Consider the following 12,516-nt stretch of genomic DNA (forward strand, 5'->3'; position numbering starts at 1 on the left):
CGGTCCTCATGGTCGCCGGCGGAACCACGATCTACGCTACTGCGGCAGTGCCTTTCCGCCCTCTGCGGCTCTGTCGTCGCTGATCGACTTCAGCCAGGCGGCGTGTTCTCTCAGTAGTGCATCGACCACCTCGGGATGCCTGAAGCGCAGGTTAACCTGCTCGCCCGGGTCGCTGTCCATGTCGGATAGAAAGATGCCATCCACTCCTTGAGCGCGCCTGGCCTTGGCGCCTGGATTGTCCTTTGAATGGACCAGATCGACGTAGCCATTGCGAACCAGCTTCCACTTGCCCTGGCGCACCGCCGACTGATTGTCCCACTCAAAGCACAGCGTCTTGTGGCCGGGGGCGTCGGGGTTGAGGAGGAACGGCACCCAGCTTCGGCCTTCGATGGCGCGGTGGACGGGTGCTTCGCCACCAAGGACTTCGGCTACGGTGGGGAAAAGATCCATAGCGATGGCCAGTTGGGAGCGAGTCTGGTTGCCCGTCACGGCGGCCGGCCAGCGCAGAACGCAGGGCATGTGGATGCCGCCATCGAAAAGGCTGCGTTTGTACTCACGGTACGGGTGATTGCTGCCGCCACCCTCGCCGCGCAGAGAAGGAGGCGCGCAGCCGTTGTCGCTGGTCAGGATGACCAGGGTATTCTCGGAAAGCCCGCGTTTGTCCAGATGCTCCAGGATCACGCCCACGGCTTCATCCAGACCAGCGACCAGGGCTGCGTACTCGGCTCTAGCCTTGGGCACTCCGGGGTAGGTCTGGCGGTGCCTTGCCTGCGGGACCATGGGGTAATGCGGGGCGTTGAACGCGACGTAGAGCAGGAACGGGTCCTTCTGATGCTTGTCGATGAACTGGATAGCTTCCCCGGTGAACAGGTCGGTGGTGTGTTGACCCTCCAGGTGGACTTCTTCGCGGTTGCGATAGAGGTCATGAAAGTACGAGTCGGTCCAGTAGTTCATGTGTGAGTAGTAATCCACCAGCGAGGAATAAAAACCGAAGAAGAAATCGAAACCCTGATTATGGGGTGAGGATTCCGGCGTGAAGCCAAGGTGCCATTTGCCGATCGCCCCGGTGGCGTAGCCGGCGGCTCTGGCGAGTTCGCCGAGGGTGGTCTCTTCGGCCGGCAGGCCCGGCTCACCCGACCGGCCGGCCATGTTCTTCTCGAGCGAAAGACCAATGCGGGCGGGGCTTCTGCCGGTGAGCAGGGCGGCGCGCGAGGGGGCACACAGCGGGGCGGCGCTGTAGTAGTGGGTCAAGCGGATTCCGTCGCGGGCGAGCAGGTCGATGTGGGGCGTCCTGATATCCTTGCAGCCGTAGCATCCGATGTCCCCAATGCCCAGATCATCGGCCAGGAAGATGAGGATGTTGGGCTTCTTCCCCGAAACATCCGACGGGCTGAACGCAAGATTGCGTCTGGCCCTGGAATCGATGCCACTCTCTTCCTTTCCCCTCTCCGGATGCTGAGGAAAGGGCAACGATTGACCGCTCGGGAGCGAGTCAAGGGCCGCCATGAGCCTGGTCTGGGCGGCCTTCGCTTCCGAGTCAAGGCTACTGGCGAGGTCCCGCTTTTCCTCCGGGTCGGCGTACAGGTCGTACAATCTGCCGTCGGAGGTCAGCTTGAATCTCCGGTTGCGAATGACCCGTTTCCGGCCGTACTGCGAGTAGATCCAGCCGCGGCGAGGTCGGGGCTCCGGCTCGCCCAGCAGGGTGGCCGCAAAGGACTGGCCGTCGATGGCGATCTCCTTGAGCGGCCTCACGCCGGCGAGTTCGAGAAGCGTGGGTAGAAAATCGGAGAAGTCAATCAGTTCATCGCTCACCCTGCCTGCGGGCGTCTTGCCGGGGTAGCTGATGATCAGCGGGACACAGATGCCGGTCTCCAGGAGCGTGGCTTTGCCGCCGTCGACCAGCCGGCCATTCATCCGGCAGGGCACGCCCTTGACGGTGCCGTTATCCCCGACGAGGATGACCATCGTCTTGTCGCGGATCTTGAGATCGTCGAGGACTTCGAGCAGCTGGCCCACCTGGTGGTCCAGGTAGTCCACCATGCCGGCGAAGAGAGCAGTGCCCTTCAGATTCCGGTCGCGGTTGAGCGGGGTCGTGGTCAGCGGCGTGTGGGTGAGTACCATGGAGTGAAAGGCCAAGAACGGACCGTTGCGGCGGCGCCTCATGAAGTCAATGAGGTAATCGTTGAACACATCAGGGCCAAACTTGCCCGTGCAATCAGGCCGCCGGCCGTCGGTCTGCACGAAGGGGTCGAAGTACCGTTCGGTGACGCGGTTCTGGCCGGCCTCGGCCCCCGGCCAGACGCAGTGTTCGTCAAATCCGTGGTGCCAGAGGGCGTCCGGCTGACGGCGGAGGTCGTTGAGCTGCCACTTGCCGCCGATAGCCGTCGCATAGCCGGCATCACGCAGGTAACGGAAGAACGTGACCTCCTTGGTCCAGTCGAAGTACGGCTCTCCCCAACGCGGCACGTCGTGGTGAATGACCCAGCCGGTGCGGAATGGGTAGCGACCGGTGTAAAGCACGTGGCGACTCGGCGTGCACAACGGCGTGGCATAGCAGTGGGTGAAACGCACACCCGACTTGGCCAGACGGTCAATACTGGGCGTGGCGTGCTCACTGCCGAAGCAGCTCAGCCACTCCGGGCCGAGGTCATCGACGAGAATGAAGAGGATGTTCGGTCGCTCGGCACCCCGGGCGGCGGGGGCAACCAGAGCCAGCAACAGCCAGGCGAAAAGCGAACAAAACCGAACCAGTGCATGGATTCCGGGTCCGAGCATGTGAGGCTCCAGCCTGTACGGTTTACCTGTGCGGGCCGCTTCGGTCAACAAGTGTGACGAACGACAGGGGCCCACCGCGAGCCGGAGGCGATGGGGGCTTGGTCATTACCCCGGATACCGGCGGTATCCGTCGAAACAGGCGGTATCGTGGTGCCATGCCTCGGCGTGTCGGGCTTCAGCTGGCTCAGGTCGGTCGGGTAGCAGTCAACGCAGTGGAGGATTATTCCCGAGGGTCTTCGCTGATGCAACTCCATCGACTCACGCAGTTGTCCGTCACAAGCTTCCCCAAATCTCCGAACGCGTCGAGGCGCCACGCGTTGTTCGCCGGGCCATCACTGCGGACGGCGGGGTGAGGGAGGGGGGCCCATCACGATCGTTTCGCTGTCGGCCATCGGGCACTCCGTTTTCGTTGATTCCGCCATGCAACGTGCGTATGCTCGCCAAGTGATTGGCCCGCGGATGCCGGTCGGTGTGACCGACGGCGGGGGGCAAACACCGGGGTATGGGCCTGTCTGTGGAGGCCGTGACTCCCGGTGTAAGAAGAAGGTGACGCCTGGGATGCGATGGACATGCGCCTGGTCGACAACGCCGAGGTTTCGGTAGATCTGCCATCCTGGCTGGGACTCCGTCACGCGTTTACGATTGATGCCGCCGAGCTGCAGAGCATCTCGCTCAAGCCAGGGGATAGCCAGTCTCGATGTCACGTGGAACACTTGCCCTCATTCGGTTGGTGGCTATCCCGGCCGCCCCGTCGCTACAGAGTGAACTGTAGAGTTTCAACACGGGCAGGTTCGCCCCTGCGTGTGGGAGCTCTTCAACCCGGCGGCGGGTCCGGCTGGTTGAATGGGATGTGCGGACCCGATACGGGTAATCGTGAGCCAGAGCCTCGTAGGCAACGGCCCGAGTGATCGCAGGAGGACATCATGCAACGCTCACGCTTCCTTGGCTCCGGACACGGCCGGAAACGCCAATGGTCGGCATTTTTCATCTCACTGGCCGTTACTTTGGCCGGTGTAGGGCCACATGCACGGGCAGACGACCAGCCTTCGCCCGCCGAAGTTCAGACAATCCTACAACGCGAGGCCCGGCGCAGCAGACCGGACTACATCATCTACATCCCGCGCCACTGGGACGGCTCGGCCCAGGACTCGCACAACGAGCACCTGCTGGTCTTCGAAGGCCCCCGCGGCTGGCTGATGGCGGTCTGGACTCAGTCCCTCAAGAAGCCAGGTCCCGCCAATCGGATCGTCTTCGCACGCTCGAAGGACGGCGGCGCAACCTGGTCGCCACCCGTGCACGTCGCCGGCCCACGCTCAGCCGAAAGCCCATCCCATATGGCCAGTTGGGGTTTTCCCATGGTCTCCCGATCCGGCCGGATCTACGTGATCTACAACCAGCATCAGGGCCTCAGCGGCTGGATTCCCATGCACACCGGCACGATGGACGGCACCTATAGCGACGATGACGGCCAGACGTGGTCCCGGCCCCAGACCATCCCCATGCCCCACAGTCCCTATGATGATCCGGAAGGAAAGACGCCCGCTGAGTGGATCGTCTGGCAGATCCCGAGCCGCGATCTGGACGGCAAGTACTTCGTGGGCTACTCGCACTGGATCAACCGCGAACGGGCATGGCTCAAGGAACCCGAGAACTGGACGCAGATCGAGTCTGTGTGCGAGTTCATGCGCTTCGAGAATGTGGACAACGACCCGGAGGTGAGGGATCTCAAGGTGAGCTACTCGGGATGGGGTGACCATGCGTTGCGCGTGCCGCACTACCTCTATCCCCAGATGAGTATCGCGCAAGAGCCCAGTACGGTCCGCCTGCCCGACCAGCGGCTGTTCTGCGTGATGCGCACAAACACCGGCTACATCTGGTATAGCCTCTCGGCGGACGACGGCAGGAATTGGGGTAACCCCCGCCCGCTGCTTCGTAAGGATCACGGCCGGCCGATCCTGCAGCCGGTCGGCTGCTGCCCGATCTACCGCTTGGCTGACGGCCGGTACGTGCTCCTGCATCACAACAACCGGGGCGACATCACGACAAAGCCCGACCGAACCTCCGAGCCGCGCCGGCCAGCCTTCATCGCTCTGGGTGCGTTCCGCCCGGCCGCCGACCAGCCCCTCTGGTTCAGCGAGTCCAAGCAGCTCATGGACAATGACGGCGTTGGACCGGATGGAGCGAAGGCCAGTCCCGGCCGTCGGGTCAACACGAACATCGGCGTCTACAGCAGCTTCACGACATACGGTGGCAATGACGTGCTTTGGCATCCCGATCGCAAGTGCTTCCTGCTCGGCAAGAAGATCACCGCCGAGTTCCTGGCCGATCTGGTTGTGCCGGGAGGATAGGGGTACGGCTCGGATGCTGCCGCGCCGGTATCCGTCGATCACTGCGTCGGGATATTAGCGCAGTCCACCGGCTGGCCGTTCTCGTAGCAGAACCGCTCAATGGTGCTGGTGGTGCTGAAACCCCCGAGACCACCGGTCAGCAGGTTGGCCAGAAACGTGCCCACAAACGTGGATGTGCCCCAGGCAAGGAACTTCTCGCCCTTGCAGCCGGCGCCCATCAGGCTGACCGTCACCAGAACCAGCAACAACCGAGCAAGCCGTCGTTTCCTAACTACACGCATTGGATACTCCTCTCGCTGAGCCCTTGCGGTGCGTCGACCATGACGTACCCATTGCCTCGCGCCGTGAATCAGGACCGCTACCCGGCGGCCGATCGGCCAGAAGCCGCATCCAGATCCGGCAATTCCACCCTCCGGAAGGATCATCCGTCCGCGCCTGACGGTGAGCCACGCCACTCACCGCCGGGCCTCCTCGGAAGAGACCGCCGGGCGTCCGCGGGCAGTCCCTGCCCCACGATCGGAGGACGATTCCATCTTACCCGGAATCACGCTTGAGTTCCCTCTGCCCGCCGGAGCTTTTCGCAGAACCAGCCGGACCGGCGTCCACTTGGCCTGAAGTGGCCTTGCTGACCTCCAGGTCAGGGGCGTCCTTCCGGTACAGATTCCCGACACCCCGGATCAGGTTCAACAGACAGGTGGGGCCGTACTACAGGGTGATCACTGTGTCCTCCGCAAAGGCGGGAAAGTACTCCCGTCTGGCGGTCTTGTCCTTGGCGAAGAACGAACCAGTGAAGGCCCTGATCATCCGGTCGGTAGCCTTGCCGGTTTGCCAACAGCCCGTTTCAAGAGGCTCCACGCCCCAGTCGTGCTTGGCCCGATCGCACATCACACCCGTCCGTCGAAAACTGGACGCTGTCGGTGGCCTTTTCCCCCTTCTTCAGGGAAAGACCCCATAGGAACAGCTTACGCCGACAGTAGTTCTGAGACACTCGCCCCGAGGCCCCAAGGGGCAAGGAGGGCAAGGGCAGCACGCCTTATCGCGGCGCCCTCCCGTGTTTCAGAATCGAACAGGAAAGCGGGAATCCTGGTCGGGAACCGACAGCCATATAGGGAGAAGGAGAAACTGACTCACCTCGGCGGCCAGACAAACGGAGATCGTCGCCGAGCCTTGATAGAAGGAGATCCGCACATGGTAGCTCCCGCCTCTGCAGAAGTCGTCTTGAGCACCTTGGCCATGAAGCCGTCACGGGCCTCCGCCGCGGCCATCGGGCATCACTATGTCCTCGACGGTGCCCCGTCCGCGATCCGCCTGCGGGCCGTGGATTTGCTCTGCGGCATGGTATGCGATTGGAGCGTGGCCCTGCTCGATGAGTTGATCAACTCACCGCACGCCGACTACGTCCTCCGACAATACGCTCTGCACCGGGTTCACGAACTGCTTAAGGTGGCGATGAGCCGCGGATACGCACACCTGGGCCCGCCCGAGTGCCGTCGCTTGATGACCCGAGCCCGGTGCGAGCTGCAGCACCGCTGCATGCGGGATGGGCAGCCGGGCATGCCGGCGGTGGACGCACTCTGCAGCCACCTGGGGCAAGCGGTGGCCGACGGTCTGTTCGGGGCTCTGCCGGACTTCTGAGATGACGTTGTGCCAGGCCACGTGAGACGGGTACAATGTCCGTCGCCATTTCCTGGCCGATGACCGGGGCGTGGAGAGACGTCGACAGGGACGGAGCCCTCACGTGGCCACGACGACAAGCACCGTCTTGCTGAGCCAGCTGAAGGATGCCCGCAACGACCGGGCGTGGTCGGATTTCGTGCAACGCTACTGGAGATTACTGAACGCCTTCGGCCTGAAACTCGGCCTCGGCCGGGAGGATGCTGCGGATGCCGCACAGGAGGCCTTGGTCGCTTTTGTCGAAGCCTACCGGCAAGGGCGGTATGAACGTGACCGAGGCCGCCTGCGACATTGGCTGTTTGGCATCGCCCGGAACAAGGTCCTGCACATGCTCCGCAGCCGCGCCGCCCAGCACGTCGTGAGCCCCGAGGGAGGCAAGTCTGATCTGCTGTTCAACGTGCCTGACGACCAGAGCATTAGCGAAGTGTGGGAACTCCAGTGGCGTCAGGCCGTCTTGCGGGCATGCCTGGACCAGGTCAAGTCAGAGATGAGCCCCGAGACCATCCGAGCCTTCGAGCTGATGGTGTCGGGAGAGGTGTCTTCGGGGGTCGCTGCAGCCCAACTGGGCATGACGGTCAACGCAGTCATGAAGGCCAAGCGACGCGTGCTCGTCCGCATGCGCGAGGTGTACCGTCAGATGGAAACCGATTGGTGAGCGACAGCCCTCCGTCCAGGACTTTCGGGTGCAGCCGGGAGTGGCCGCCGCCCCTGTTCCTTTGGGGCGTAGCCGGAAGGTGCGGAAACTGACCTGATCGATGTTCCCGTCCTGGGCCAGGTCAAATGAACCGGCTGAACCGGCTGGCTGCGGGAACACATCAATTGAGCCGACGGCTCTCGGCAACCGGCCCCTCGCCCCAGGGCGATGGCGCCGCGTTTCTGCAGAACCGGCCCACGGCCCGTTCAGCCAGGTTTATGACCGTCGAGGCGGTCGTTCGAATGACCAATCTGACAGGCAACAGATACATTGTGTACAAACGGGCTCCCAGCTCGAGTGGGAGCATCAGACCCGGCTTCTGGTTCCGGACGATTGCAAAGACCGTCAACGGCGTCAGCATCCAGGGGATCGAAGGTATCATTATCGGCACCGGCGGCAACGACCGGATCAGCGGGACCATCAATGTGGCTGATGGTCTCTGGCATCATACGGCGATGCCTGATGACCATGATGATTGGCTATGCGGCCAGTTTGGCGTGGCAGCGCGACCCTGCCGAAAGCGACGGTTGGTCCGGTCCCCCGAACGCGATAACCGTCCAGTCACCGCCGTGAGTGTCCTCCGCAGCCGGCTTGACTCGCGCCGCGCCCTCCCGGCTCGACTAGAACCAGCCATCTCCGACTGGAGGCGATCACACGTCGTGATCATGGGCGGGCTACGCAGGCCCACAGCTTCTTCATGCCACGGGGTGGCACGGCACGTCCGCATCCTCGGCGATCCGCCAGGAGGGCCAACCTCCGACCGCCAGAGGCAGATCGCACCTCGCCGTTCGGTCTCGCGAGACCCTCGAGCCGGCCTCCCGCAATCCTCGGGAAAGCCGAGCCAGGTCGCACTACATACGGCCTGCGGATCACAAGCCTTGTGCAAGCGTCTGGCAGGAGCTACGATGAACCCCCTGTGCCTTTCGGCAAGGAGAAAGCCATGCCCCGCAAGAAAAGCGGCTTCAAGTGCGCCAAGTGCGGTCAGTCGTTCAAGATGGCCATGCACCTCGGTCGGCACATGAAGACCACCCACGGCCAAGTGTCCGCCAAGCCTCTCAAGACAAGCCGCAAATCCACTGCCCGCAAGCGGCGGCCCAGGGGCACCGCTGCCATTGCCGGCCTGCAGACCCTGTCGCTCGACCAACTGGTGGAGCTGATCGCCGCCGCCAGGGCAGAGGCAAACCGCCGCATGGCTGAGCTTCAGAAGGCCATCAAGTAGACGCCGACGGCCCGCCATCGCTGCGGAGAGGCGATTACGGGGGACAGAACGGTCGTGCAGCTGATCGCACGCACCGCGAAGCTGTAGACCAGGCGCAAAACCGTGATCCACCCAGGTCCACCCGCGAAAACGGCGGCATCGACCCCGACCTGGGCCGCTGATCCGCCCGAACGGGCGGTCCGTCCGTAGCGCTCGAGGTTAAAGCAATGCACGACAAGAGGATGCGGAGCTTCTTCGCAGCGATCGCCCATGTCCAATCCACGCCCTTCGGAGCGGCGCAAAACGCACCGGCCTCGCATCCCCAGACTGAAACCTTTGTGCCCCTTGGCCGTCCATCTCTACGTAGTCGTCGAAACCACGACAGCGGTTGGAGCACGCAGAAAGGAGACTCTGATGTCACCGTATCGCCGGTTTCTCGTCACCTTGACCCTTGCCGCCCTGACGCCCGTGGTGATGGCCGAGAACAAGCCGTCGTTCACGCTCGGAGGGGGCGTTCCGTCGGACGTGTACATCTACATCCACGGGGCATACAACCCGGAGAAAGAGTATCTTGACAAGTACTGGAAGGACGTATGGACGTCGTTCAAGAAGACCGGGATCATCGAAGACGTCCACACGCTGATCAGCTCCACGGCACCTCCGGCGGATCGCGAGAAGTTCGACAGTTTTTGGAGGCGCGCGGGCGAGTTGATCAACGGCGTGGACTGGGATGCGCGGATCGATGAACTCGTGTACACCAGCCGGATGGGCATACCCATGCCGGAGTACCTGCTTCTACTGCGTTACGAGAGCGATGCCAAGGCTGCCAAGAACGGCGAGGCGTTTGCCGCCGTTTTGAAGGAGATCGAGTCAGTCGCCGGCACAGCGGACGGCCGCTTCACCTGCGATGAGCAGCAGGTCCACGGGGCGACCGTCAAGTCGCTGAAAGCCAGGGATGTGCCGTTCGCCAGTCTGCGGGTCGCGGTGCGCGGGCCGGTGGTGGCGGTGGCCATCGACCGAACACTGCTCGACGAATCGCTCGGCCTGCTGGCCGGCCAGGCCGACAAGAAAGGTCTGACGCAGACGGAACGCTACACCCAGGCAATGGCAAAACTGCCGCCTGCAGAGGACACGGTGGTCTTCTTCGACGTCAAGACGATGATCGAGGGCGTACGCGGCATCATGAAGTTCGGCGGCGAGCAGGCTCCGCAGGACGAGAAGGCCAAGGAAGTCCTCGGTGTGGTGAACAAGGTATTGGACGAGGTCGGCGTGCTTGACTACTTGGCCAGCACCGAACACACCGAAGGCTACCAGCAGCACGATGAGACCATCGTCATGCTGGCCCCGGACGCTCCAAAGAGCCGTCTGTACAAGGTATTCTGCAAACCGGAGCCGATCGAGCGGTTCGACCGTTTTATACCTAAGGAAGCGACCGCCTACAGCGTGACATCTGGCATCGACCTAGCCGCCCTCTACGGCGTGGTGATCGATTTCATCGGAAAGGAAGTGCCCGAGGGCGACAGCGTGCTCGCGAAGTGGGAGCAGGCCCAAAACGAGATCGGTTTCCGGCCCGAGCGGGACGTCTTCTCCTGGCTGGGACACCAGATGGTCTCAGTGACCCTGCCGGCAGCAGCACCCTCGCCGTTCAGTTCCGAGGACTCGGTTCTGTTCATCAAGGTCCGGAACGAGAAACAGGCGAGCGAGAAGATTAAGGCTGGCCTCGACAAGCTCAACCAGCTGCTCACCAGGGCCAACCAGCCGCTGACCAGCCAACCGGCGGAGGTCGTGGGAGCTCAGGGCTTCCGCATGGTCACGCATCCCATGGTCGCGATGTTCCTGCACCCCGTGTACGGCACGGCGGAAGAACACCTGGTCATCGGTAGTTCGTCTGAGGCTATTCAGACCTGCCTGGCCACGGCTCGCGGCGAACATCCGAGCGTGATCAAGAACGAACGAGTCACACGCGAGGGCCTGGTTCCCAAGGGCGCGGTGACGTCCGCGGATTTCGCCGATATGACCAACATGGGTAGGGATGTCGCTCAGGTGCTCGGGGTCATGGGAATGGTCTCGGCGATGATCCCGGACCGGCCGGATACCAAACCCATCCGCGGCATCTTCGGCATGGTCAGCAAACTCGGCCCGGTGGCGATGAAGCTCAACTTCTTCGTGTCGCAGTCGTCGGCGACGACGTTCGAGAAGAACGCATGGCACATCAGGAAGGTGATCAACTACCGCGAGCCGAAACCAACGACGGCGGAGTCAGCCGCCTTGAGTGAGCGGTAGCCGGCATAACGGGGTGCGGCCTCAACCGCCGGCGGTCTCGGGCCGAGCCGCCCGACGACAAAACCAGGAGCCCGTGACCCTCAGAAGCACGAGCTCCTTCTCGTGGGCGTGACTCTCCCAGACGGGGCGCCGGTGCGCACAGAATCATGCGTCCGCGCCGGCAAAGACCCACAAAGACTCACCCGGTCGCCTCGCCCGATGCACGGAGCCGACGGTTGCTGAGTCCGTAGAGAGGTATCCCGGCGAGCAGTATCCCCAGCGCGGCCAGTGCAATCCACGGCTTGTACCTGACGGCGCTGTACGCCAGGAACGCGCAGGTCAGACAGAAGATAAAAGTGGTAAACGGATAACCCCACACCCGATAGGGGCGCTCCACGCACGGCTCCTTGCGGCGGAGGATGATCACTGCCAGGCTCGTCGCCAGATAGAAGAGGTACACGGGAGCGGCCGTGTAGAGGATCGCGTTCAGAAAGGAACCCAACGCCACGATCAGGATGATCGCGATCACCGCCTGCAACAGCAGAGCTCGAACGGGTGTACCCGTGTTGGCGTCCCAGCGACCGAGCGGACGGAAAACCCGGTGGTCAGCCCCAACGGCAAACGAGATACGCGCACCGGTGAAGATTAGTCCGTTGACCGCACCCAGCGCCGATATGCAGACAAGGGCGCTGATGACGGCCGGTGCCTTTGCCGGAAACACCGTCGAAACCGTCTCGGTGGCTACCGCCTGGGAGGTCGCTAATCCTTGGTACCCCAGCGTGTACAGAAACGCACCATTGACCAGCAGGTAGAGTACTGTGACCGACGCGGTGCCCAGCATCAGTGCCCGAACGATGTTGCGACTCGGATTGATGACCTCCGCGGCAACGTAGGCCATCTCGTTCCACCCGCCAAAGGTGAACAGGACCAGGATGAGGGCCAGACTTGCGGGCAGCGGTTCGACAGCTCGAGCGGCCACCACTCCCTGCGGGGCACAGACGGCCACGCCCACGATGGCCGCCAGACCCAGGACTTTCACGCCGGTCAGGACATTCTGCGTCCACTTGCCCTGCCGCACACCAGCGACATTGACCACCGTCAGAACGACCACCGCAAGACAGGCGTAGAGCTGTTGGCTGCAGGCAAGCGGCTCGTCCTTCATCGGATCGTAAATGGCGCAGGCATACGTTGCGAACGCAAAGGCCATCACCGCGATGTCGCCCGGCCTCACAATGGCCAGCTGGATCCAGCCAAACAGGAAACCGGCCCAGCGGCCGTACGCCCTGGTCAGATAGGCATAGTCGCCACCCTCCTGCGGATACGCCGTCGCAAGCTCCGCATAGCTCATCGCCCCGCATAGCGAGAGCAATCCGCCGACCAGCCACAGGGCTAGCAACCCGCCCCCGCCTGACGCCCCTCGGGCAATGTCCGGGGCCATCTGGTAGATGCCCGCCCCCACGATGATGCCCACGATGAGACAAACCGAGTCCAGAAGGGTCAGTTCTCTTCGAGGTACAGCATCCATGACCTGTTCGCTTGGCTTGGATGGCGACTGCGGTGCAGCG

10 protein-coding genes are annotated in these 12,516 nt (G+C 63.0%); 5 read left to right on the forward strand and 5 right to left on the reverse strand.

What is annotated here, in order from left to right:
- Positions 1-36: 36 nt before the first annotated feature.
- Positions 37-2,775 carry a sulfatase-like hydrolase/transferase gene (locus tag KA354_02865; GenBank protein ID MBP7933568.1) on the reverse strand — a complete coding sequence of 913 codons (2,739 nt, stop codon included), beginning with the start codon at positions 2,773-2,775 and terminating at the stop codon, positions 37-39.
- A gap of 923 nt (positions 2,776-3,698) precedes the next feature.
- Between KA354_02865 and KA354_02870 the strand changes: the two genes are divergently transcribed.
- Positions 3,699-5,123 (forward strand): exo-alpha-sialidase, encoded by a 1,425-nt coding sequence (locus KA354_02870; GenBank protein ID MBP7933569.1) that lies wholly within the window; start codon positions 3,699-3,701, stop codon positions 5,121-5,123.
- Between the two features lie 38 nt (positions 5,124-5,161).
- Here KA354_02870 and KA354_02875 read toward each other — a convergent pair whose 3' ends face one another.
- Complete coding sequence (locus KA354_02875) at positions 5,162-5,404, reverse strand: hypothetical protein (protein ID MBP7933570.1); 243 nt, start codon at positions 5,402-5,404, stop codon at positions 5,162-5,164.
- Between the two features lie 424 nt (positions 5,405-5,828).
- A complete protein-coding gene (locus tag KA354_02880; GenBank protein MBP7933571.1) occupies positions 5,829-6,008 on the reverse strand; it encodes a hypothetical protein in 180 nt (59 codons plus the stop codon).
- Between the two features lie 303 nt (positions 6,009-6,311).
- On the opposite strand from KA354_02880, the gene KA354_02885 reads away from it, so the two are divergent.
- The 3 genes from KA354_02885 (at position 6,312) to KA354_02895 (ending at position 8,710) form a co-directional block, all read left to right on the forward strand.
- The gene (locus KA354_02885; GenBank protein ID MBP7933572.1) at positions 6,312-6,758 is read left to right on the forward strand and encodes a hypothetical protein; all 447 of its coding nucleotides are present in this window, start codon (positions 6,312-6,314) and stop codon (positions 6,756-6,758) included.
- Between the two features lie 103 nt (positions 6,759-6,861).
- Positions 6,862-7,452, forward strand: a complete 591-nt coding sequence (locus KA354_02890) for a sigma-70 family RNA polymerase sigma factor (protein ID MBP7933573.1) — start codon at positions 6,862-6,864, stop codon at positions 7,450-7,452.
- A gap of 979 nt (positions 7,453-8,431) precedes the next feature.
- Entirely contained in the window at positions 8,432-8,710 is a 279-nt protein-coding gene (locus KA354_02895; GenBank protein ID MBP7933574.1) for a hypothetical protein, read from the forward strand.
- Here KA354_02895 and KA354_02900 read toward each other — a convergent pair.
- Positions 8,692-8,961 (reverse strand): hypothetical protein, encoded by a 270-nt coding sequence (locus KA354_02900; GenBank protein MBP7933575.1) that lies wholly within the window; start codon positions 8,959-8,961, stop codon positions 8,692-8,694. The genes KA354_02895 and KA354_02900 overlap by 19 nt on opposite strands.
- 142 nt (positions 8,962-9,103) lie before the next feature.
- Between KA354_02900 and KA354_02905 the strand changes: the two genes are divergently transcribed.
- Positions 9,104-10,972: a hypothetical protein gene (locus KA354_02905; protein ID MBP7933576.1), complete on the forward strand. Its 1,869-nt coding sequence runs from the start codon at positions 9,104-9,106 to the stop codon at positions 10,970-10,972.
- Between the two features lie 178 nt (positions 10,973-11,150).
- On the opposite strand, the gene KA354_02910 is transcribed toward KA354_02905, so the two are convergent.
- Positions 11,151-12,476: an amino acid permease gene (locus KA354_02910; GenBank protein ID MBP7933577.1), complete on the reverse strand. Its 1,326-nt coding sequence runs from the start codon at positions 12,474-12,476 to the stop codon at positions 11,151-11,153.
- Between the last annotated feature and the right edge of the window lie 40 nt (positions 12,477-12,516).

This window comes from Phycisphaerae bacterium, from assembly GCA_018003015.1.
GTDB lineage: Bacteria > Planctomycetota > Phycisphaerae > UBA1845 > PWPN01 > JAGNEZ01.

Excerpts from the sequence above, each read along its gene's own strand:
- KA354_02870 (MBP7933569.1), top strand. The coding sequence starts at position 3,699 with ATGCAACGCTCACGCTTCCTTGGCTCCGGACACGGCCGGAAACGCCAA.
- KA354_02880 (MBP7933571.1), bottom strand. The coding sequence starts at position 6,008 with ATGTGCGATCGGGCCAAGCACGACTGGGGCGTGGAGCCTCTTGAAACG.
- KA354_02875 (MBP7933570.1), bottom strand. The coding sequence starts at position 5,404 with ATGCGTGTAGTTAGGAAACGACGGCTTGCTCGGTTGTTGCTGGTTCTG.
- KA354_02910 (MBP7933577.1), bottom strand. The coding sequence starts at position 12,476 with ATGGATGCTGTACCTCGAAGAGAACTGACCCTTCTGGACTCGGTTTGT.
- KA354_02900 (MBP7933575.1), bottom strand. The coding sequence starts at position 8,961 with ATGGGCGATCGCTGCGAAGAAGCTCCGCATCCTCTTGTCGTGCATTGC.
- KA354_02865 (MBP7933568.1), bottom strand. The coding sequence starts at position 2,775 with ATGCTCGGACCCGGAATCCATGCACTGGTTCGGTTTTGTTCGCTTTTC.
- KA354_02885 (MBP7933572.1), top strand. The coding sequence starts at position 6,312 with ATGGTAGCTCCCGCCTCTGCAGAAGTCGTCTTGAGCACCTTGGCCATG.
- KA354_02895 (MBP7933574.1), top strand. The coding sequence starts at position 8,432 with ATGCCCCGCAAGAAAAGCGGCTTCAAGTGCGCCAAGTGCGGTCAGTCG.
- KA354_02905 (MBP7933576.1), top strand. The coding sequence starts at position 9,104 with ATGTCACCGTATCGCCGGTTTCTCGTCACCTTGACCCTTGCCGCCCTG.